Annotated in this window: 27 protein-coding genes; 9 read left to right on the forward strand and 18 right to left on the reverse strand. The window is 60.7% G+C overall.

Features of this window, described 5'->3' with window-relative positions; all coding sequences use genetic code 11:
- Positions 1-127 precede the first annotated feature (127 nt).
- The 3 genes from IE188_RS13740 to IE188_RS13750 all read left to right on the forward strand — a co-directional run bounded on the left by IE188_RS13740 (position 128) and on the right by IE188_RS13750 (position 2,918).
- Positions 128-1,777 (forward strand): acyl-CoA dehydrogenase family protein, encoded by a 1,650-nt coding sequence (locus tag IE188_RS13740; RefSeq protein WP_191287093.1) that lies wholly within the window; start codon positions 128-130, stop codon positions 1,775-1,777.
- Positions 1,778-1,918: 141 nt separating this feature from the next.
- Positions 1,919-2,479 (forward strand): TetR/AcrR family transcriptional regulator, encoded by a 561-nt coding sequence (locus tag IE188_RS13745; RefSeq protein ID WP_191287094.1) that lies wholly within the window; start codon positions 1,919-1,921, stop codon positions 2,477-2,479.
- A 40-nt stretch (positions 2,480-2,519) separates the two neighbouring features.
- The gene (locus tag IE188_RS13750; protein ID WP_191287095.1) at positions 2,520-2,918 is read left to right on the forward strand and encodes an META domain-containing protein; all 399 of its coding nucleotides are present in this window, start codon (positions 2,520-2,522) and stop codon (positions 2,916-2,918) included.
- 10 nt (positions 2,919-2,928) lie between these two features.
- On the opposite strand, the gene recO is transcribed toward IE188_RS13750, so the two are convergent.
- The 11 genes from recO to folK form a co-directional block, all read right to left on the reverse strand.
- Positions 2,929-3,660, reverse strand: coding sequence for a DNA repair protein RecO (gene recO, locus IE188_RS13755; RefSeq protein ID WP_191287096.1), 732 nt, complete (start codon positions 3,658-3,660; stop codon positions 2,929-2,931).
- Between the two features lie 54 nt (positions 3,661-3,714).
- Positions 3,715-4,047, reverse strand: coding sequence for a DUF1491 family protein (locus IE188_RS13760; RefSeq protein ID WP_191287097.1), 333 nt, complete (start codon positions 4,045-4,047; stop codon positions 3,715-3,717).
- The gene (era, locus tag IE188_RS13765) at positions 4,044-4,961 is read right to left on the reverse strand and encodes a GTPase Era (protein ID WP_191287098.1); all 918 of its coding nucleotides are present in this window, start codon (positions 4,959-4,961) and stop codon (positions 4,044-4,046) included. Before era ends, IE188_RS13760 begins: the two co-directional genes overlap by 4 nt.
- A complete protein-coding gene (gene rnc / locus IE188_RS13770) occupies positions 4,958-5,644 on the reverse strand; it encodes a ribonuclease III (protein ID WP_191287099.1) in 687 nt (228 codons plus the stop codon). The genes era and rnc overlap by 4 nt, the downstream gene beginning before the upstream one ends.
- Complete coding sequence (gene lepB, locus IE188_RS13775; protein WP_191287100.1) at positions 5,641-6,426, reverse strand: signal peptidase I; 786 nt, start codon at positions 6,424-6,426, stop codon at positions 5,641-5,643. Before lepB ends, rnc begins: the two co-directional genes overlap by 4 nt.
- Before the next feature lie 97 nt (positions 6,427-6,523).
- A complete protein-coding gene (gene acpS, locus IE188_RS13780) occupies positions 6,524-6,943 on the reverse strand; it encodes a holo-ACP synthase (RefSeq protein WP_191287101.1) in 420 nt (139 codons plus the stop codon).
- Positions 6,944-6,971: 28 nt separating this feature from the next.
- On the reverse strand, positions 6,972-7,724 hold the full coding sequence (locus IE188_RS13785) for a pyridoxine 5'-phosphate synthase (protein WP_191287102.1): 753 nt from the start codon (positions 7,722-7,724) through the stop codon (positions 6,972-6,974).
- 42 nt (positions 7,725-7,766) lie between these two features.
- Positions 7,767-8,414 (reverse strand): DUF2062 domain-containing protein, encoded by a 648-nt coding sequence (locus IE188_RS13790; RefSeq protein ID WP_191287103.1) that lies wholly within the window; start codon positions 8,412-8,414, stop codon positions 7,767-7,769.
- A gap of 30 nt (positions 8,415-8,444) precedes the next feature.
- Positions 8,445-10,583, reverse strand: a complete 2,139-nt coding sequence (locus IE188_RS13795) for a RelA/SpoT family protein (protein WP_191287104.1) — start codon at positions 10,581-10,583, stop codon at positions 8,445-8,447.
- A gap of 32 nt (positions 10,584-10,615) precedes the next feature.
- The gene (gene rpoZ / locus IE188_RS13800) at positions 10,616-10,972 is read right to left on the reverse strand and encodes a DNA-directed RNA polymerase subunit omega (RefSeq protein WP_091428052.1); all 357 of its coding nucleotides are present in this window, start codon (positions 10,970-10,972) and stop codon (positions 10,616-10,618) included.
- Positions 10,973-11,056: 84 nt separating this feature from the next.
- A complete protein-coding gene (folK, locus tag IE188_RS13805; protein ID WP_308442457.1) occupies positions 11,057-11,653 on the reverse strand; it encodes a 2-amino-4-hydroxy-6-hydroxymethyldihydropteridine diphosphokinase in 597 nt (198 codons plus the stop codon).
- A 101-nt stretch (positions 11,654-11,754) separates the two neighbouring features.
- Between folK and IE188_RS13810 the strand changes: the two genes are divergently transcribed.
- The 4 genes from IE188_RS13810 to rnhA all read left to right on the forward strand — a co-directional run bounded on the left by IE188_RS13810 (position 11,755) and on the right by rnhA (position 14,424).
- Positions 11,755-12,315, forward strand: coding sequence for a LabA-like NYN domain-containing protein (locus tag IE188_RS13810; RefSeq protein WP_191287105.1), 561 nt, complete (start codon positions 11,755-11,757; stop codon positions 12,313-12,315).
- 129 nt (positions 12,316-12,444) lie between these two features.
- A complete protein-coding gene (gene ispH / locus IE188_RS13815) occupies positions 12,445-13,395 on the forward strand; it encodes a 4-hydroxy-3-methylbut-2-enyl diphosphate reductase (protein ID WP_191287106.1) in 951 nt (316 codons plus the stop codon).
- Positions 13,392-13,979 (forward strand): class I SAM-dependent DNA methyltransferase, encoded by a 588-nt coding sequence (locus IE188_RS13820; protein ID WP_191287107.1) that lies wholly within the window; start codon positions 13,392-13,394, stop codon positions 13,977-13,979. Before ispH ends, IE188_RS13820 begins: the two co-directional genes overlap by 4 nt.
- A complete protein-coding gene (gene rnhA / locus IE188_RS13825) occupies positions 13,972-14,424 on the forward strand; it encodes a ribonuclease HI (protein ID WP_191287108.1) in 453 nt (150 codons plus the stop codon). The genes IE188_RS13820 and rnhA overlap by 8 nt, the downstream gene beginning before the upstream one ends.
- A 5-nt stretch (positions 14,425-14,429) precedes the next feature.
- Here rnhA and IE188_RS13830 read toward each other — a convergent pair whose 3' ends face one another.
- The 5 genes from IE188_RS13830 to def (IE188_RS13850) form a co-directional block, all read right to left on the reverse strand.
- On the reverse strand, positions 14,430-15,092 hold the full coding sequence (locus IE188_RS13830; protein ID WP_191287109.1) for a hypothetical protein: 663 nt from the start codon (positions 15,090-15,092) through the stop codon (positions 14,430-14,432).
- An 86-nt stretch (positions 15,093-15,178) separates the two neighbouring features.
- Positions 15,179-15,409, reverse strand: coding sequence for a GlsB/YeaQ/YmgE family stress response membrane protein (locus IE188_RS13835; RefSeq protein WP_308442458.1), 231 nt, complete (start codon positions 15,407-15,409; stop codon positions 15,179-15,181).
- A 50-nt stretch (positions 15,410-15,459) separates the two neighbouring features.
- Complete coding sequence (gene fmt / locus IE188_RS13840; protein WP_191287111.1) at positions 15,460-16,359, reverse strand: methionyl-tRNA formyltransferase; 900 nt, start codon at positions 16,357-16,359, stop codon at positions 15,460-15,462.
- Complete coding sequence (gene def, locus IE188_RS13845) at positions 16,356-16,853, reverse strand: peptide deformylase (RefSeq protein ID WP_191287112.1); 498 nt, start codon at positions 16,851-16,853, stop codon at positions 16,356-16,358. Before def (IE188_RS13845) ends, fmt begins: the two co-directional genes overlap by 4 nt.
- Positions 16,850-17,371, reverse strand: a complete 522-nt coding sequence (gene def, locus IE188_RS13850) for a peptide deformylase (protein WP_191287113.1) — start codon at positions 17,369-17,371, stop codon at positions 16,850-16,852. The genes def (IE188_RS13845) and def (IE188_RS13850) overlap by 4 nt, the downstream gene beginning before the upstream one ends.
- Before the next feature lie 137 nt (positions 17,372-17,508).
- Here def (IE188_RS13850) and IE188_RS13855 point away from each other — a divergent pair, with 137 nt between their 5' ends.
- Together IE188_RS13855 and IE188_RS13860 are read left to right on the forward strand one after the other, a co-directional pair.
- The gene (locus IE188_RS13855) at positions 17,509-18,681 is read left to right on the forward strand and encodes a MalY/PatB family protein (protein WP_191287114.1); all 1,173 of its coding nucleotides are present in this window, start codon (positions 17,509-17,511) and stop codon (positions 18,679-18,681) included.
- A gap of 87 nt (positions 18,682-18,768) precedes the next feature.
- Entirely contained in the window at positions 18,769-19,311 is a 543-nt protein-coding gene (locus IE188_RS13860; protein WP_191287115.1) for a L,D-transpeptidase family protein, read from the forward strand.
- A 9-nt stretch (positions 19,312-19,320) separates the two neighbouring features.
- Here the strand turns inward: IE188_RS13860 and IE188_RS13865 are convergent, their stop codons facing one another.
- Together IE188_RS13865 and IE188_RS13870 are read right to left on the reverse strand one after the other, a co-directional pair.
- On the reverse strand, positions 19,321-19,683 hold the full coding sequence (locus IE188_RS13865; RefSeq protein WP_191287116.1) for a hypothetical protein: 363 nt from the start codon (positions 19,681-19,683) through the stop codon (positions 19,321-19,323).
- 84 nt (positions 19,684-19,767) lie between these two features.
- Positions 19,768-21,222, reverse strand: coding sequence for a cryptochrome/photolyase family protein (locus IE188_RS13870; protein WP_191287117.1), 1,455 nt, complete (start codon positions 21,220-21,222; stop codon positions 19,768-19,770).
- Between the last annotated feature and the right edge of the window lie 44 nt (positions 21,223-21,266).

Below are 21,266 nucleotides of genomic sequence, written 5' to 3' on the forward strand. Positions count from 1 at the left end.
CGTCACTTTTGTTCGTTTTCGATGTTTCTGACGTATTTTTATTGCGCTGCATCTGCAAAAGGATTACTTCTCTGCACATGCGAAAGACCCGGCCGAATCCCGGCTTCGACCAAGACAGGAGACAGCGATGACAGGCGCTCTGATTGACAATCTTTTGACCCTCACCGCCGACGCGCTGGCACCTGTGGAAACGGTGTTCGACACCGCCAAGGCATCAGTGCGCAATATGGTGGCGGAAGGTGATCGCATCTCGGGCACCAAACTGGAAGAGCACCAGGCCGCGGCCCACGCCCTGTCATGGCTTGCCACCTATACCGAGAGCCTGCGCCAGATGAATGCCTGGGCTGGTCGTCTGAATGACGATGGGAAGCTGGGCGAGATGGAAAAGCTGATCCTGCAAATCGCCTTCGGGGAATATCTTGCCCAGATCAAGGGTGGGATCATGATGAGCCAGAATGAAATGGCGCGTCTGTCGGACATGGGCATTGACGGCACCGCGCTTGACACCGATGCGATTGACACCTTGATCGCGGCGGGCAACAGCCAAGCCGCCCGCACCCGTCTGGTTGCACTGATGCGCGACAATGCCGGTCACGCAACGTTTGGGGCCACCGGGCTGGACGAAGAGCTTGAGATGATCCGCGAACAGTTCCGTCGATATTCCGACGAGCGCGTGGCACCGAACGCCCATGATTGGCACCTGAAGGATGACTACATCCCGATGGAGATCCTTGAAGAACTGGCCGAGATGGGCGTGTTCGGCCTGACCATCCCCGAAGAATACGGCGGGCTGGGCCTGTCGAAAGCGTCGATGGTGGTGGTGTCCGAAGAACTCAGCCGCGGCTATATCGGGGTCGGCTCGCTGGGCACGCGGTCCGAGATTGCGGCCGAGTTGATCCTGGCGGGTGGCACCGACGCACAGAAAGAACACTGGCTGCCGAAAATCTCGTCCGCTGAAATTTTACCAACGGCAGTGTTTACCGAACCCAACACAGGCTCCGACCTTGGCAGCTTGCGCACCCGCGCCGTGAAGACCGCCGATGGCAACTATGAGATCACAGGCAACAAGACCTGGATCACCCACGCCGCGCGGACCCATGTGATGACTCTGCTGGCGCGCACCGACCCCAACTCGACCGACCACCGTGGCCTGTCGATGTTCCTTGCCGAAAAGCAGCCCGGTGACGACGACAACCCCTTCCCCACCGAAGGCATGACCGGCGGCGAGATCGAGGTGCTGGGCTATCGCGGCATGAAAGAGTTCGAACTGGGCTTTGACGGGTTCAAGGTAAAGGGTGAAAACCTGCTGGGTGGCGAGGAAGGTCAGGGCTTCAAGCAGTTGATGAAGACCTTCGAAGCCGCCCGCATCCAAACCGCCGCCCGCGCGATTGGCGTGGCCCAGAATGCGCTTGAGATCGGCATGCAATATGCAGAAGACCGCAAGCAATTCGGCAAGTCGCTCATCAACTTCCCGCGCGTGGCCAACAAGCTGGCGATGATGGCGGTGGAAATCATGGTGGCGCGGCAGCTCACCTATTTCTCGGCGTGGGAAAAAGACCACGATCAGCGTTGCGATCTGGAAGCAGGGATGGCAAAGCTGCTGGGCGCACGTGTCGCATGGGCTTGCGCGGACAATGCGTTGCAAATTCACGGTGGCAACGGGTTTGCACTGGAATACCAGATCAGCCGCGTGTTGTGCGACGCCCGTATACTGAACATTTTTGAAGGCGCGGCCGAAATTCAGGCCCAGGTGATCGCACGCCGCCTGCTGGGGTGACACGGAACTGGTCGCAGCGTCGCCCCGGACGGGGCAGAATGCCGCAACACCTACCGCTTGAACACGACCATACGGCAGCGTATGTAACCGGTGCGACTCACGCACCCATACGTCACCGTATGCAATCTGTCGGAGCATCCCATGCCAGAAAAGAAACCCCGCCTGAAAGCCGACGACTGGATCCGGGCAGGGCTTGCCGCCTTGGTCTCGGACGGGCCGCAGGCGCTGAAAGCGGAAGTTCTGGCCAGACGGCTGAACACCACGAAAGGGTCGTTCTACTGGCACTTCAAGGATGTCCCCGAGTTTCACCAACGATTGCTTGCACGCTGGGAAGAGCTTGCCATTGCGGCGATCTCGCACGCCCTGTCGGACGCCGATGATCCCGTGCAGCGCCTGTACCACCTTGGTCACATGGCCGCCGCGTCACAGCAGGGTGAAGGTGAAGATCGAGCTGAAACCGCAATCCGCGCCTGGGCATATGGATATGATCTGGCATCCGACGCCGTGCTTCGCGTCGATCAAAGGCGGATCGAGTTGCTTGGGGAAACCCTGACTGCACTGGACCTGACCAACCCCGATTTCGCCCGGATCATCCACAGCGCCATCGTCGGGATGTCTGCGCTTTCCGCCACCGACATGACCGGCAACAAGAACGCGATGTCCACGCTGATGGCGGCAATTCTTGCCCTCCGGGATGCTTAATCGCGTTGGCATGACGCAACTTCAGGCGTAAGTTACGCGCATGAAACAGACACTTCTCATCACCGCCGCGATTGCCGCACTCGCCTTGGCCGGGTGCAAGGACGAAACGATTTCAGGCTATGCTGACCGCAAGGTTGTCTGGAAACTGCTTGAGATTGATCGAAAACCCTTCGACGCGGATGCGACGATCGCCTTCCCGAAACATAGTCAAATCGTGGGCCAGGCGCCCTGCAACAGCTATACCAGCGAGCAGAAAGCCCCCTATCCCTGGTTCGAAATCGGCCCGATTGCTGCAACTCGCAAAGCCTGCGATGCAATGGACGAGGAAAGCCGGTTCTTCACCGCCCTCACCCAGATGCGCGAGATCGAGGCCCAGGGCGACATGCTCATCATGTCGAACGAGGCCGGGCGTCAGATGGTGTTCCTGGCCCAACGCTGATCGCGGCGCGTCACTCGCCCCGGGCGTCGCGCTTCAGCCGGTCGATCAGCCGTGCGCGTTGTTCCGGCAGGGGTTTGTCGCCCAGCGAATGCGCCAGCCAGTTGGTCAGGAAATATCCGGTCGTCTGCAACCCCGCCAGAACCTGCATCGGCGCACCGGTGCCGACCCCCAAAAGCTCGGGCGGCAGGGGCAGCAGGCGGTCGGCCCACGCTCCGGCCGCGTCGGCGGACACGGCACGCCCGGTTTTGGGCGACACATAGGCAAGATCATCCATCGACCCGGTGACCGCACAGACAGAAAGGTCCAGCCCGAAACCAAGGTCATCCAGCAAGGCCAGCTCCCATTTCAGATAGGCCGTCGGCCACGCCTCGTTCACACCCAGAAGGTCCAGCATCGCCTGCGTGCGTTGATAAAGCCGGGGATGCGGCTCACGCTCGGGCAGTGAGAAGGTCAGAAGCGACGTGATCGCATTCAGACCGGCCAGCGCGGTGCGATCTGACAAAACCGTTGCGCGGCTACGCAGGGGTTCGACGGTATAGCTGCCGATATGCTCTTCCAACCGCGCCCGCCAGGCGACATCCAGTTGCGCACCGGGTTGCAGGATGGGGGCGATCTTGCGGCTCGTCCCGCCCCGCACAACACCTGCATGGCGCCCGTGGGCTTCGGTGAACACGTCAATGATCACCGAGGTTTCGCCATGCTTTCGCACGGACAAAAGCGCGCCCTGATCCCGCCAATCCATGCCCGTCACCCTCCTTGGGTCAGACTAGCCCTGATGATGCGAATGGCAATGGCGTCAATCGGACAATCCCGGCTCGTCCAGCAAATGGCGGCCCTGTCGATCCTCAACCTCAATCACCCAGAGGTCCGGGTCGAAGCCTTTCTGCCGGTCAAGCGCCGCGTCCACATCCGCCTCGTCCCCCTCGGCAAGCGCGACCCAGCGGCGCGCGCCGGTCATCAGGTCGAAACTGCGTTGATAGGCCACCGCCTGCCCGTCCAGCGTGTTCAGCTTGACCAGAACAGCCCCCGCCGTGGCGTCGCCCTTCTGTGTGATGAACGCCGGAATGTCAGACAGGCGCAACCGCGTCAGATAGGCTGCAACCCAAAGTTCAGCCGTCAGTCGGGTCAAGCGTTCCCGTCCTTGAAATCAAGGCCCATTTCCGAATACCGCTCTTTTTCATCCAGCCAGTTCGGGCGCACTTTCACCTGCAAGAACAGATGAATCTTGCGCCCCATGAATTCTTCCAACTCGGCGCGGGCGGATTGGCTGACGGCTTTGATCGTCTCGCCCTTCTTGCCCAGAATGATGCCCTTGTGGCCGTCGCGGGCGACATAGATCACCTGATCCACGCGGGCCGAGCCGTCCTTGCGTTCTTCCCAGTTCTCGGTTTCGACCGTCAGCTGATAGGGCAGTTCCTGATGCAGACGCAGGGTCAGCTTTTCGCGAGTCATTTCAGCCGCGATCATGCGCATCGGCAGATCGGCAATCTGATCCTCGGGGTAAAGCCACGGCCCTTCAGGCAATTGTTCCGCCAGCCATGCGCGCAAAGCCTGCACCCCGTGACCCTTTTCCGCCGAAATCATGAAGGTCTCGGCAAAATCATATCGGTCATTCAGGTCTTTCGCCAAGGCCAGCAGCACCTCGGCCTTCACCTTGTCGATCTTGTTGATGGCAAGGGCAAAAGTGCGGCCTTTGCCGATTTCTTCCAGCCCTTCAAGGATACGTTTGACACCTTCGGTCACGCCGCGATGCGCTTCGACCAGCAGAACAGTTATATCGGCATCCGCTGCCCCACCCCACGCGGCGGCGACCATGGCGCGGTCAAGGCGGCGGCGCGGTTGGAACAGGCCGGGCGTGTCCACGAACACGATCTGCGCGTTGCCTTCGATCGCCACCCCCCGAATGCGGGCGCGGGTCGTTTGAACCTTATGCGTCACGATCGAGACCTTGGCCCCGACCATCTGGTTCGTCAGCGTCGATTTCCCGGCATTGGGTTCGCCAATCAGGGCGACGAATCCGGCGCGTTGCGGTTGGTCTGTCATGTCTTGCTCTCCAACTGCTTCAGCAGGGCGCGGGCAGCCGATTGTTCGGCCACGCGTTTGGACGGGGCGGTGGCGGTGGCGGAATGCCCATTCGACAGCTCTGCCCGAATGGTGAACACCGGCGCGTGGTCCGGCCCTTCGCGTCCAGTTTCGACATAGGTCGGCGGGGGCATCTTGCGCGCCTGTGCCCATTCCTGCAATGCCGTCTTGGGGTCGCGCGCGTCCTCTTCCACGGTATCAATGCGGTCGCCCCACAGCGTCAGGATCATTTTGCGCGCCGCATTCAGCCCAGCATCAAGATAAACGGCGGCAATCACCGCCTCCATCGCGTCCCCCAGAAGCGCCTGCTTGCGTCGCCCGCCGGTCTTCATCTCGGATCGGCCCAGTTTCAGGACCGTGCCCAGGTCGACCTGCCGTGCCACATCGGCGCAGGTTTCCTTGCGCACCAGCGCGTTGTAGCGCGGCGCCAGCGTGCCTTCGGGTGCGTCCGGGTCAGCCCGCAGCAGCGTTTCGGACATCACAAGGCCAAGCACCCGATCGCCCAGAAACTCAAGCCGTTGGTTGTCAGGGCGGGTGGCTGAGGATATCGACCCGTGGGTCAGCGCACGGACCAGCAGCTCGGGGTCTTTGAACCTGTGCCCGATACGACCTTCGAAGGCCTGAAGATCACCAGACAGCTTCACTCGATCTCCTTAAAGAACCGATCCGACCGCCATGTCCAGAAATAAAACAGCCGCTTGCCCGCCGCCGAGAACATGATGCGATCGGCGCGCCCCAGCAGGTATTCGGCAGGCACGAAGCCTACGCCACCCGCATTCGGGCTGACCCGACTGTCGGTCGAGTTGTCACGGTTGTCGCCCATGAAGAAATACTCGCCATCCGGCACGGTGAACACATTGGTGTTGTCCAGCCGCGTGTTGCGCACATTCAGGACCGAGTGGCTGACACCATTGGGCAGCGTTTCAATCGCCTTTTCCTTGATGCACGTGCCGCCCTGCCCGACGGGGCTGTTGGCACATTGCGGGAAGGTGGCAAAGCGGCCCTGCGCTTGTTTGATCTCCTCATACGTGCCGTCGGGCACCTGCTTGGCCTCTTCGCCGTTGATGAACAGGATGCCGTTCTTGATCTGGATCTTGTCACCCGGCAGGCCGATCAGACGTTTCACGTAGTCGGTGCCAAGCGACGGGTGGCGGAAGACCACGACATCGCCTCGCTCCGGCTCGGACCCGAACAAGCGGCCCGAAATCGGGCAGGACGAGAACGGGCAGGAATGGCGGGAATAGCCATAGGCCATCTTGTTCACGAACAGAAAATCACCGATCAAGAGCGTGTCTTTCATGGAGCCCGTGGGAATCCAGAACGGCTGGAAGAACAGGGTGCGGAAGACACCTGCGATGATCAGCGCCCAGAAGATCGTCTTGACCGTTTCCCAGATGCCGTCTTGTTTCTTTTCAGCCATGTCCATGTCTGCCTCTTTTCATCGGGCCGATCTGTGCCGGTCCATTAGGGATGAGTGGCGATATGAGCGGATGCGCGGGAAGTGTCAAGTTTCGCAGGGCCCGTCACGCAGATGCAGGCGTCTTTTCGATGGGCCGCGCTTCGATCACGACGAAAGCCTGCGCCCAAGGGTGATCGTCTGTCAGGGTGACGTGGATGATCGCCTCGTGCCCCGCCGGGGTCATCTCGGCCAACCGGTCGGCAGCCCAGCCGGTGACGGCCATGACGGGCTGCCCGGTGCGCAGGTTGCTGACCGCCATGTCGCGCCAGCTGATCCCCATGGCAAGCCCCGTGCCCAGCGCCTTGGAACACGCTTCCTTCGCGGCCCAACGCTTGGCCAGCGTGCCCGCCTCATCCCGGCGACGGGCGGCTTTGCGCAATTCGGTCTCGGTGAACACACGGTTGCGGAACCGGTCGCCGAAGCGTTCCAGCGTTCCGGCGATACGATCGATATTTGCAAGGTCCGTGCCGATGCCGAGGATCATAGGGGCCACTGATATGGATGCGCAGATGTCACCCGCGCGCCTCGTCCATCAGGCGACGCATTTCGGCCATGGCATCGGGCAAGCCGCGAAAGATCGCCTCGCCGATCAGGAAATGACCGATGTTCAGTTCGACAACTTCGGGCATCGCAGCAATGGGTTTTACGGTGTCATAGGTCAGCCCATGACCCGCGTGCACTTCCAGCCCCAGCGAATGCGCCAATGCCGCCCCTTCGCGCAGACGCGCAAGCTCGGCATCTCGATCCTCATACCGGCCTTCGGCGTGCAGATCACAGTAAGCACCGGTGTGCAGCTCTACCACCGCCGCCCCCACCCGCGCCGAGGCTTCGATCTGCACGGGGTCGGCCGCGACGAACAAGGACACACGACACCCGGCGTCCCGCAATGGGGCGATGTAGTCAGAGAGCTTTTCTGCCTGCGCCGCGACCTCCAACCCGCCTTCGGTGGTCAGTTCTTCACGCTTTTCGGGCACCAGACACACCGCATGGGGTTTGTGGCGCAGGGCAATGTCCAGCATCTCTCGCGTTGCTGCGCATTCGAAGTTCAGGGGCGCGGACAGTTCGGCCATCAAACGATCAATATCATCGTCCAGAATATGCCGCCGGTCTTCGCGCAGATGCGCCGTGATCCCGTCTGCACCCGCCTTTTCGGCCACAAGGGCGGCGCGCACCGGGTCGGGATAAGCGGACCCCCGCGCGTTTCTGACCGTCGCCACGTGGTCGATATTCACACCCAGGCGCAGTTTTCCCGTCTGGTTGGCCATGTCGCGTCCCTCCGTCGATGCAATCTGTCGGCGTGCCAAGTCTTACGGTTTTTCCGCCGCTTCGCCACCCTTGTCTCGTCCGGCTTTCAGGCGTTTTTCGTACCGTTCTTTCAACTTCTTGATCCGCCGCCGCTGATAGGCATGAATGACCGGGTTGGACAGCGCATAGCCGATGGTGCCCGCCACGATGCCGGGAATGATGCAACCCACCAGATAGGGCAGGAAAACGCGATGAAAAAACTCGGACAGGCTGGACCAATCCACCACATGCCCGGTGAAGGGCGATTTTATGTTGCTCCAGAACTCCGTGGTGGCGGCGGCGAACTGCGACACGATTTCGGGAAGATGGATGTTCGAGGACTGCCCCAGAATCGCATTGCCAAGGTTCACCGACAATTCAGCGATCAGCGGGAATGTCAGCGGGTTGCCGACAAAGGTTGCCAGCAATGATGCCAGAACATTGCCCCGGATGATCCAGGACAGGATCGCGGCGGTCAGAAAATGCAGACCGAAAAACGGCGTGAACGAGGCGAAGATCCCCGCTGCAATCCCGCGCGAAATCCGGTGCGCCGGATCGGGCAGACGTCGAATGCGGTGTATCACATATTGCGATGCCCGATACCAACCGCCCCGTGGATAGAAGAATTCCGCAATGATACGCAAGTATGAGCGCGGATTTCTCTTGAACACGGATCGTCCCTTTCGGCCGAAATTGGCGGGTTACGGTTTGCGGGCAATGTCCCTGTGCCGGTGAACATCGGCGACATCACTATCTGCCTCGAGTGTCAGCATGATGGCATGCAAATGTTCAATATCGCGCAAATCTACATCAACAAGGAGGCGGTAAAAATCGGGTTTCCGGTCCAGAAACTTCAGGTCCGAGATATTGGCTTTCTGCTCGCCGATCAACGAGCATATGCGACCCAGAACACCCGCATCGTTCGAAATGGTCATGTCGATGCTGACGGTATGAATGGCCGGGTGCTGGCCGGAATGCCAGTGCAGATCGACCCAGCGCGAACTGTCTTCGGCCACGTCGGCCAGAGCGTCACAGTCGATCGTGTGCACCATCACGCCCTTGCCGCGATAGGTGATCCCGACGATGCGTTCCCCCGGCACCGGTTGGCAACACTGGGCGCGGGCAAAATCCTGCCCCGTTTCCAGCCCCACAACCACCGAATCGCCATCCACCTCGGCTTCGGCTTCGACACTTTCGGGATACAGCGCCGCGACCACGTCGCGCGCCTGCAATTCAGCCGAACCTAGACGGGCCAGCAGTTCTTCGGCGTTTTTCAGGCGCAGTTGTTTGGCTGCGGTGGACAGTGCCTTGTCGGTGGCCTTGCGCCCGACATGCTCGAACGCCACGCGCGCCAATTCACGCCCCAGCCGCATGAAACGCTCGCGATCCACGCTGCGCAGGCTTTTGCGAATGGCGGCCTTGGCGCGACCTGTCACAACGATGTCGATCCAGGTGGCTTGCGGGCTTTGACCTTCGGCGGTCATGATCTCGACAGACTGGCCGTTCTTGATCCGGGTCCACAGCGGCACCCGGATGCCGTCGACCTTGGCGCCCACGCAACTGTCCCCGATCCGCGTATGGATCGCATAGGCGAAATCCAGAGGCGTCGCGCCACGCGGCAGCTTCACAACTTCACCCTTGGGCGTGAAACAGAACACCTGGTCCTGGTACATCTCCATCTTCACGTGTTCCAGGAACTCGTCATGGTCTTCGGCGGATTCAAACCGCTCGGTCAGCGCTGAAATCCACTTGGCCGGATCAACCGCGAAGGGGTTTTCGGCGCGCACCCCGTCTTTATAGGACCAATGCGCCGCAACGCCAGCTTCGGCCACGTCATGCATCGCATGCGTGCGGATCTGCACCTCGACTCGTTTGCCGTCGCGGCCTGACACCGTGGTGTGAATCGACCGATAGCCGTTGGATTTCGGCTGGCTGATGTAATCCTTGAACCGGCCCGGAATGGCCCGCCAGCGTTGATGGATCACGCCCAGAACGCGATAGCAGTCTGCTTCGCTGTCCGTGATGATCCGAAAGCCATAGGTGTCCGACAGGCGCGAAAAGCTCTGGTTCTTTTCCTGCATCTTGCGCCAGATCGAAAACGGCTTCTTGGCGCGCCCGAACACGTCCGCCGTTATCCCCGCCTTGTCCAGCTCCAGCCGGATATCCCCGGTGATCTTTTCGATCACATCGCCGCTTTCCTTCTGCAATCGCAGAAACCGCCGCATGATTGAATTCCGGGCCTCGGGGTTCAACACGCGAAACGCCAGATCTTCCAGTTCCTCGCGCATCCACTGCATCCCCATGCGGCCCGCCAGGGGGGCATAGATGTCCATGGTCTCGCGCGATTTCTGAACCTGCTTGTCGGGTCGCATGGCGCGGATCGTGCGCATGTTGTGAAGGCGGTCGGCCAGCTTGACCAGGATCACCCGCAGATCCTTGGACATCGCCATGAACAGCTTGCGGAAGTTCTCGGCCTGCTTGGTCTCGGACGAGCTGAGCTGAAGATTGGTCAGTTTGGTCACACCATCGACAAGCTCGGCCACCTCGACCCCGAAGGTCTTGGTCACGTCCGAATAGGTCGACCGGGTATCTTCGATCGTATCATGCAAAAGCGCGGTGATGATCGTGGCATCATCCAGCTGCATATCCGCCAAAATTTCGGCAACAGCAAAGGGATGGGTGAAATACGGCTCGCCAGAGTGGCGGGTCTGGCCATCATGCATCCGCGCGCCGTATTCATAGGCCGTGCGGATCAGGTCGGAATTGGATTTGGGATTGTAGCGGCGGATCCGTTCGATCAGCCCGTCAAGATCAAGATCGAGATCTGGAATGTCGTTCATCCGGTCCGCCACCCCACGGAAACAGGGGTCGTTTACCCCTGCCCTTGTGCTTCCATCAAGGCGCGCAGCAGCTTTTCTTCGGACAGGTCGTCTTCGGCCGGTTTGTCGGCGGCTTCCGCGCCCATCAACAAGGCCATGCTGTCTTCTTCCGGCTCATCAACCTCGATCTGGGTCTGATGGCTTTCGATCATGCGTTCGCGCAGCTCGTCGGCGGTTTGTGTCTCGTCCGCAATCTCGCGCAGAGCAACGACCGGGTTCTTGTCGTTGTCGCGATCCACGGTGATCTGGCCCCCGGCCGAGATTTCCCGGGCACGATGCGAGGCGAGCATCACAAGCTCGAACCTGTTCGGGACTTTATCTACGCAATCTTCAACCGTCACGCGGGCCATGATCAATCTCCATTCCTTGCAAGGGGATGTGAAACGCCTATCTAGGGCCGTTGCCCGCCGGTTACAAGCAAAAACAGGTGCCGATCAGGGATAGGGATAGGGCAAAACGCCCTTTTTATCGGCGTCGGGCAGTTCATCGACCATCTGCTTCACAACCATCTGCGTGATCGGGTGGCGCCATTGCGGGGCGACATCGGCAAGGGGAATCAGCACGAAGGCACGTTCATGCAGGCGCGGATGCGGCAGGATCAACTGGTCGGGGGCCTGTTTCATCTGCTCTGCCAGCGGCAGGGTCATCCAGCGTTTCAGAATGAAGATATCGGGCAGAATCTGATCGCCGCAGGCCAACAGGTCCAGATCCAGCGTGCGCGGCGCCCAACGGGACGGACGCTCGCGCCCGAACGCCTCTTCCACCTCATGCAAGACGGCCAGGATGTCTGCGGGAGGCAAATCGCTGTCGATTCCAACCACGGCATTCACAAAATCGGGACCGGCACCCGCAGGAAAGCAAGGCGTGCTATAATAGCGGCTCTTTCTGGTGATTCTAAGACCGAGTGCCGCCAGTTGTTCAACCGCGTCGTGTATGATCGTTGCGGATTCACGCAGACTTGACGTCGCGTTACTTCCCAATGAAACCAGCACTTTTGGACAGGTTGAATGCAGATTAATTGCTTGCGGCACGCCATTGTTTCCCTAGATTGCAAGATGTGTTTCTTCGTTGATTGATTTCTTCATTACCACTCACGGAATTATTCGGCGAAGCGAATTGGAAAGGAATTATTATGTTCTATCGGGACGAACGGCTTGCGCTGTTCATTGATGGTTCGAACCTTTATGCGGCCGCCAAATCGCTGGGCTTCGACATCGACTACAAACTTCTTCGCCAGGAATTCATGCGTCGGGGCAAACTGCTTCGTGCATTTTACTACACCGCCCTTCTGGAGAACGAGGAGTATTCGCCCATCCGCCCACTGGTGGATTGGCTGAACTATAACGGCTTCACCATGGTGACCAAGCCCGCGAAGGAATACACCGACTCAATGGGGCGGCGGAAGGTCAAGGGCAACATGGATATCGAACTGACCGTCGATGCGCTGGAGCTTGCCCCGCATATTGACCATGCCGTTCTCTTTTCGGGCGATGGCGATTTCCGCCCGCTGATCGAAGCGTTGCAGCGTCAGGGTGTGCGGGTATCGGTCGTGTCCACGATCCGCAGCCAACCCCCGATGATCGCGGATGAACTGCGTCGGCAGGCTGACAATTTCATCGAACTGGAAGAGCTGAAAGACGTGATCGGGCGTCCGCCCCGCGACTTTGATCGGCCCGAGCGGTCCGAGGAGTGATCGCGTCAACGTGTTCGTGATTGAAGGGCCGGGGCGCGATCCCGGCCCTTTTCATTTACAGCCGCTGCACCGCTTCCGACTGGACCTTGCCGCGTAAAATGCGTACCCCTCCCCACATCGGAGGATGCCATGACCAAGCCTGCCCTGACACTTTACCTTGCCGCGCCGAACGGGTTTTGCGCGGGCGTGGATCGCGCCATCAAGATCGTCGAAATGGCGATCGAGAAATGGGGCCCGCCCATCTATGTGCGTCACGAGATCGTGCATAACAAATTCGTCGTGGACGGGTTGCGCGCCAAGGGGGCCGTCTTTGTCGAGGAACTGGACGAGGTGCCGGACGACCGCCCGGTGATCTTCTCGGCCCACGGGGTCGCGAAGGCCGTGCCCGCGGAAGCGAACCGTCGCCAGATGGTCTATGTCGATGCCACATGCCCGCTGGTGTCAAAGGTCCATATCGAGGCCGAGCGCCATCATCAGAACGGCCTGCAAATGGTGATGATCGGCCATGCCGGTCACCCCGAGACCATCGGCACGATGGGGCAATTGCCGGAAGGCGAGGTGCTGCTGGTCGAAACCGCAGAGGATGTCGCCACCCTGACCCCGCGCGACCCCGAACGGCTGGCCTATATCACCCAGACTACCCTGTCGGTGGATGACACGGCGGGCATCGTTGCCGCGCTTCGCGCCCGCTTCCCGCAGATCATCGGACCGCACAAGGAAGACATCTGTTACGCGACCACCAACCGGCAAGAGGCCGTGAAAGCCGTCGCGCCCAAGGTCGATGCGCTTCTGGTGATCGGAGCCCCCAACAGCTCGAACTCCCGCCGGTTGGTCGAGGTGGCGCGTGCAAACGGGTGCCGCTATGCCATGCTGGTGCAGCGCGCAAGCGAGATTGACTGGCGCGCCATAGACGGCATCCGCACGGTCGGCCTGACCGCAGGGGCGTCCGCCCCGCAAGTGTTGGTGGACGAGGTGATCGACGCCTTCCGCGACCGTTACGACGTCACCGTTGAACGGGTGGAAACCGCACAAGAGAATGTCGAATTCAAGGTGCCCCGCGTCCTGCGCGAACCCGCATGACCGAAGACAAAAAGACGCTTTCTGTATATGACGCCGAGGCCGACGCTTATGAAAAGCGCGTGGCTGAAAAGTCGTCCCCCGGTCTGAACGCATTTCTGAAGCACTTACCGGCAAATTCTCATGTGCTTGATCTGGGCTGCGGGCCCGGCCTGTCCGCTGTCGCGATGCAGACCGCCGGTCACACTGTTGATGCCGTCGATGGATCAGCCGCAATGGTGGCACGCGCCTGTGCAAACGGCGTTCCCGCCCGACAGGCGCTGTTTTCCGACATCGACACAACCAACAGATATGACGGGATATGGGCCAATTTCAGCTTGCTGCACCTGCCCCGCTCAGAGTTCAAACCCACTCTGGCCCGGTTGCATATAACCCTTCGCGCCGGTGGGCTCTTTCACATTGGTATGAAACTGGGTGAAGGCGAGGGCCGCGACCGGCTGGAGCGTTTTTATACCTACTACCAGCCAGACGAACTTGAGGCTGCATTGACAGAAAGCGGGTTCACCCCCCTGTCTCGCACCCATGGTTCGGGGCGCGGGTTGGAAGGTTCGATTTCAGATTGGATGGTGGTGTTGGCCCATGGCTGAGTTCTTCGCATACACAGACGGCGCGTGTTCCGGCAATCCTGGCCCCGGCGGTTGGGGGGCCTTGTTGCAGGCCCATGAAAACGGTCGCGTGATCAAAGAGCGTGAGTTGAAGGGCGGCGCGGCCGAGACCACGAACAACCAGATGGAGCTGATGGCTGCCATCATGGCGCTGGAAACCCTTGGCAAACCCTGCGCGATCACGGTCGTGACCGACAGCGCCTATGTCAAGAACGGCGTGACAGGCTGGATTCACGGCTGGAAGCGGAACGGCTGGCGAACATCCTCGAAGAAGCAAGTGAAGAATGTCGAACTTTGGCAGCGTCTGGATGCAGCGCAGGCGCGTCATCAGGTGACGTGGAAATGGGTCAAGGGCCATGCGGGGCATCCGGAAAACGAGCGCGCCGACGAACTGGCCCGCGCCGGGATGGCCCCGTTCAAGAGCTGACCGGATCAGAATTCCAACCAGATCCCCGCCGCGATTTCATGTTTCACCGCGCCTTCCAGCGCAGAGCTCCATTCAAGTTGCAGATGCTTGCCCGACCGGTATTCCCACACCACCGAAGGGGTCAGGTCAACCTGAGCGCCAGCATCCATTCTGGTCACATCCAATGCCACCATGGTCATCAGGCGCGGTGTCGGCTTCACACCGATCTGGGCAAATGCGCTGTAATCCACCCGTTCCTCAAGGATCGAGACATTGGCCGCCAGTTCCATATCCAACCACCCCGGGCCAATCGCGGTATCGAACCCGCGCCCAAGGTGAAGCGATGGGACGGCTTGGGGGTCATCTTCGGTGCCTTCGACGGCGAAACCAATGGCCTTCCGCCATGGCCCGCCATCATCCGGTACATGCCAGCGCGCGAACGCCTTCATCCGCGCGATGTCCCTGACCGCCAAGGCGTAGTCCAGCTTGCCCCCAATGGTCCACCGATCCGACAGCCCGTATTCACCATAGATACTGACAGTGGGCGCATCTTCGGGCGTGTCCACGTCTTGCCGCACCTGACCTGAGACGAATCCTTCACCTTTTTCGCGCGGCCAGGCCCCTGCATGGACCGGATCGCCAGAGACGACCAGAAGGGCAAGAGCAAGGAGGACAAACCAATGATGCATGATCACCAGCCTGGCGGCGATTGGTTAATCAAAGATTAAGGAAACCCTGCAAAATAAGGACGTTTCGCCACGAAACCGGGTCGCGCCTATTTGCGCCGTCCACTGTACCACTGCCAGACCCAGATCAGGAACATCGCCCCGACGACGGCGCCGACAAAGCCAAACGCCATGCCGCCGAGCATCGCAATGGATCGCAGAACAAAACCCCCAATCAGTGCCCCGGCCACACCGATTGCAATCGTGGTCGGCACATCAGTGCGCAAATCCATGATCCGCGTCGCCAGAAACCCGGCGGCCGCTCCGAATATGATCAGCATGATAACCGGCATGGTTGGAATATGGGCGTGAACGGGCCGGATTGTAAGGGCTATTTCACCATCGCGGGCATGTCGAAACCGCGCAGGAATTCGTCGGCCTCCATCGCGCGTTTGCCGGGGCGTTGGGCGCGCAGCACCTCGACCGCGCCATCCCCGCAGGCGATGGTCAGCCCGTCCAGAACCTGACCCGGTGCGCCCGCGCCATCCGCGATGCGCGAAGCCAGCAGTTTCACCTGCGCGCCCCCCATATCGCATTTCGCACCTGGAAAGGGCGACAGTCCGCGGATCAGGCGATCCACCTCGATGGCCGGACGGGTCCAGTCGATCTGCGCCTCGGCCTTGTCGATTTTGTGGGCATAGGTCACGCCCTCGTCCGGTTGCGGCACGGGGATCAGGTCGGGCAAGCGGTCCAGCGCCTGCACGATCAGACGCGCACCCATCGCGGACAGGCGGTCGTGCAACCCGGCGGTGGTTTCCTCGGCGCCGATGGGTGTCACCTCACGCAGCAGCACAGGGCCAGTGTCCAACCCGGCCTCCATCTGCATGATGCAAACGCCGGTCTCGGCGTCGCCCGCCATGATCGCGCGATGAATGGGCGCGGCCCCGCGCCAGCGCGGCAGAAGTGAGGCATGGATGTTCAGACAGCCGTGCTTGGGCGCATCAAGCACCGCTTGCGGCAGGATCAGACCATAGGCCACGACGACGGCGATATCAGCATTTAGCGCAGCGAACGCCGCTTGTTCATCGGCTCCCTTCAGCGAGACTGGGTGGCGCACCTCCAAACCCAGTTCTTCGGCGCGAGCATGAACCGGACCGGGGCGGTCTTTCTTGCCGCGACCGGCGGGACGGGGCGGTTGGCAATAGACGGCGGCAATCTCGTGCCCGGCCTCCACCAGCGCCTCCAGCACCGGCACCGAGAAGTCGGGCGAGCCCATGAACACAAGTCTCATCGCGCCAGTTTCCTTGCTTTCTTGATCAGCATGTCGCGTTTCACCTTGGACAGATGGTCAAAATACATCCGCCCGTTCAGATGGTCGATCTGGTGTTGAACCGATGTGGCCCAGATGCCGACGAAATCCTGTTCCTGCTCTGCACCGTCTTCGTTAAGAAACCGTACCGTCACCGCGCGCGGGCGACTGATCACGGCCGAGACACCGGGCAGGTTGGGGCTGGCTTCTTCATGGTCGCGAAATTCGATCGAGCGGTGCAGGATTTCCGGGTTCGCCATCCTGACCGCCTTGCCGCGCTCGTCGGACGCATCCACCACCGCCAAGCGTTGCATGATACCAAGCTGCGGCGCGGCAAGACCAACGCCGGGCATGGCGTCCATGGCCTCGATCATCTCGTCCCAGATCGCGCGGGTGTCATCCGTCACCTCGGCCACCGGATCAGCCGCCGTGCGCAGGCATTTATGCGGATATCTCAGATACGGGCGGTGGGTCACATCCGCGCCATTTCACGTTTCAGCTTTTGCATTTTTCGCGTGATCATCTGCCGCTTGAGCGGCTTCAGATAGTCGATGAACAGCTTGCCGTTCAGGTGATCAATCTCGTGCTGCACGCAGGTTGCCCACAGCCCGTCAAAATCCCGCTCTTGCACGTTCCCGTCACGGTCGACCCAACGGACCGAGACCTCTTTCGGGCGTGTCACCTCGGCAAACTGCTCGGGGATCGACAGACAGCCTTCTTCATAGGTGTTCAATTCGTCTGAGGACAGGATGACCTCGGGATTGAACATGATCACTGGCTGCGGCGGCTCGTCTTCGTCACGCACGCAATCCATCACGATCAGCCGGGTCAAGACGCCGACCTGCGGCGCCGCCAGACCGATGCCCGGCGCGTCATACATGGTTTCCAGCATGTCGTCAGCCAGTTGGCGCAGGTCATCCGAAAGGTCAGGGACTGCGTCGGCAACCTTCTTGAGGCGCGGGTCGGGATGGATCAGGATCGGTTTAATGCTCATGCGGTGGATTTAGGCCATGGGTGGCCCTTGCGCAATGGGGGCGTGTCACGATGCCCCCAAACCTGTCGCCGCGCTGACGGCAACGCGACTTGCGCCTGCCGCCCAAAACGCTACCGTGCCACCAGAAAGGAGACCCCATGAGCTTCGACAAGATCATCGACCGCCGCGGCACCCATTCATCGAAATGGGACAAGATGGAGAAACTGTTTGGCGTCTCGCCAGACGACGGGCTGGCCATGTGGACCGCCGACAGCGATTATCCCACTGCACCCTGCGTCATCGACGCCGTAAAGCGCGCCGCCGACCATGGCGTCTTCGGCTATTCCTGGGAGTACCCGGAATACCGCAACGCGGTTGCATGGTGGATGAAGACCCGCCACGGATGGGAGGTAGACCCGGAATGGGTCCTGACCAGCCAAGGGTTGGGCAACTCAATTGCCTTGTGCCTGAATGTCTGGAGCGAACCGGGGGACGGGGTCGTGATTTTCACGCCCGTTTATCATGAGTTCGCGATAAAAGTTCGCAAGAACAACCGGCAGGTGGTGGAATGCCCTCTTGCCCTGAACGGCGACCGGTACGAGCTTGATCTGGACGACGCGCAGTCACGCCTGACGGGCAATGAAAAGGTTCTGCTCTGGTGTTCGCCACAGAACCCCTCGGGCCGGGTCTGGACCGAAGATGAACTGCGGGCCGTGGCCGCGTTTGCCGACCGCAACGGGTTGTTGCTGGTGGCCGATGAAATCCACCACGATCTGGTCTATCCCGGCAACACCTTCGTTCCGATGGCAGTTGCCGCGCCCGATGCAGTGTCGCGGATGGTGACACTGACGGCGGCGTCAAAGACCTTCAACATCGCGGGTCAGCGCACAGGAAACATGATCATTCCCGACGACAGGCTCCGGGCGGATATGTACAGCCAGTTGAACAAGCTTGACTATGCGCCGGGCATGATTGCCGTTGCGATGATCACCGCCGCTTATTCACCTGACGGCGCGAAATGGGTGGATGAGCAGATCGCCCATCTGGCGCGCAACAAGGCGCTGTTTGATGAAGGGATCAACAGCATTCCGGGCTTGTCCTCGATGCCCCTGCAAGCCACCTATCTGGCCTGGGTGGATTTTTCGGGCACCGGCATGTCACATGATGAGGTCACGGCGCGCATTCGTGATGATGCGAAAATCGCGGTCAACCCCGGCCCGGCCTTCGGCACCGGCGGCGACGGCTTCCAGCGGTTCAATCTGGCCACGCAAGGCGCGCGCGTCGAAGAGGCCGTCGCCCGCATGAAACGCGCCTTCAGCGACCTTCAATAGTATTTCAACCGGCAGAGAACCGCCCAGCGCGAATCCCTGCCGAAGTTCTGGCTTGATCCCATCACGCGCTTGGCACAGATGCGCGACATGACCCGATTGGCGCATTTCTTTTCCAGGCTCACCCTTCTGGCCCTTGTCGGGCTGTTGGGCTTCATCCTGTGGGACCGCTATACGCCGCCAGCACCGCCCGCAACGCTGGAGCCGATCATCGGTCAGATCGACCGCATCGTGATCGAGAAATCAGAGCGGCGGATGGTGGTGTTTCAGGGCGACACACCTGTACGCACCTATAACATCGCGCTGGGCTTCGCGCCCGAAGGTGACAAGGTGTTGGAAGGGGACGGCAAGACCCCGGAAGGTCTGTTCAAGATAGATCGCCGCAACGAGCAGAGCGCGTTTCACCTGTCGCTGGGGCTTGACTATCCGCTGCCCGAAGACAAGGCGCGCGCCCACGCCGACGGGGTTGATCCGGGCGGCGACATTTTCATTCACGGGCAACCGAACCGGCGCAAATCCCCGGACCCGATCCTGATGGACTGGACCAATGGTTGCATCGCTGTGTCCAACGCCGAAATCGAGGAATTGTGGGCCGTGACCCCCATCGGAACGCCGGTCGAGATCAGGCCCTGACCCCTGCGGTCACGAAGTCTGGATCTGCTCTTCGATCAGGGCGACCGGCGCGTTTTCTTCGCGGGCGAAATCCAGCGGGGCTTTGTCATGGGCTTCGGCCCGCCATTTGAACTCGTACTTCATCTGGCCGTTATCTTCTTCGGACGCGATGATCAGACACTGGTACAGGTGGCGCGACCCGTCATACAGGTCCACAAGCCCGCGCAGGTGGGGGGCGCGTTCGGCATCAAGGGCAAAGCCGCCGTCCCAGAAATCGAGGATCGGAAAGACCTCTTCGTTGAAGCGTATGCGCAGCCTGTTTTTCTTCTTGAGGTCCTTCTTGCGGGCGGCGTCCAGCCCTTCGCGCACCTCTTTCGGCAAGTATTCCAGCATGTTCCACCTCCAAAACCCGGCCCATGATGCCACGGAATGTGTAACGGTCAAGTGAAGGTTTTTGCGACGATCTGGCGGGTCGGATCACTCCGCGCCGGCGCTCAGCCCTTCGAACGCGTCCAAAGCCGCCTTGCGGGCGGTGGCATGATCCACCATCGGGGCGGGATAGGTGTCGCCCAATACGACGCCCGCGTCCTCCAGCACATCGTCCGGCGCCGTCCACGGCGCGGCCAGGTATTTGTCGGGAAGGCCCGCGATCTCGGGCACGTATTTGCGGATATAATCGCCGTTGGGGTCAAACTTTTCAGCCTGTGTCATCGGATTGAAAACCCGGAAATAGGGGGCCGCATCGGCACCACAGCCTGCCACCCACTGCCAACTGGCCGCGTTTGACGCCAGATCGCCATCCACCAGCGTATCCCAGAACCAGTCACGTCCCGCCCGCCAGTCGATTCGCAGATGTTTTACAAGAAACGAGGCCACCACCATGCGCACCCGGTTGTGCATGTAGCCGGTCTGCCAAAGCTCACGCATCCCCGCGTCAACGATGGGGTAACCGGTTTGCCCTTTCTGCCACGCGGTCAGGTCGTCCTTGTCATAGCGCCACGGGAAGTCGCGAAATTTGGGTTGGAACTCGCAATCCTCGAAATCGCGGTTGTGAAACAGAAGATAGGCTGCGAAGTCGCGCCAGCCCAGTTCGGCGCGAAATTTCTCAGCATCGCGGCCCGACATCTGGCCCAGATGCTCGGCCCGGTCCAGCGCCGCCCAGACCTGGCGCGGGCTGATATTGCCCGATTGCAGATAGGGCGACAGGCGCGAGGTATGCGGCTCTGCCGGGAAATCGCGCCCCTTGGCATAACCCTGTGCGCCCTCTTCCAGAAAGGCATCCAGCCGCGCCCATGCACCGGCTTCACCGGGTTGCCACAAGGGTTCAAACCCCTTCGCCCAGTTGGGCGCGGTCGGCAGCAGGTCGACTTCATCCAGCGGCACCGAGGGAAGATGAGCGCCGAAGTTGATCTTCTTGGGAGTTGGCAGAGGATCACCCAAACCGGTCGCGCGGATGTCTTCGCGGCAGGCGCGCCAGAAAGGCGAAAACACCTTGAACGGCGTGCCGGATTTGGTGGTGACCCGCCATGGCTCCAACAAATATCTGCCAGGGTGACTGTGCACGGTGCAGCCCTGTGCGGTCAGATCGGCCTTCAACGTCGTGTCGGCTGCGACCTCATCGGGGGTGTATCGACGGCTCCAATAGATATGTTTGGCGCCGGTTTCATCGCGCAGCCTCGTCAGTTCGTCGAATGAGGTGCCGTGGCGCAGCACCAGTTGCCCGCCAAGATCCGCCACCTGTTCTGACAATGCCGCCAGGGCATGATGCAGCCACCACTTGCGCGCGCCGCCCGGTGGATAGGGCGCATCCGGGTCCAGAATGAACGCGCAGGTCAGGCGATGACCGGCCTGCACCGCAGCGGTTAGCGCGGGGTGATCTGACAGTCGCAGATCGTCTCGGAACAACAATAGTGCCGCGTCGTTTTCGCTCATCCCGTCACCTAGCATGTCCTCACATCATGGGACCTATACGCATC

This window comes from Aliiroseovarius zhejiangensis, assembly GCF_014656375.1.
Taxonomy (GTDB): domain Bacteria; phylum Pseudomonadota; class Alphaproteobacteria; order Rhodobacterales; family Rhodobacteraceae; genus Aliiroseovarius; species Aliiroseovarius zhejiangensis.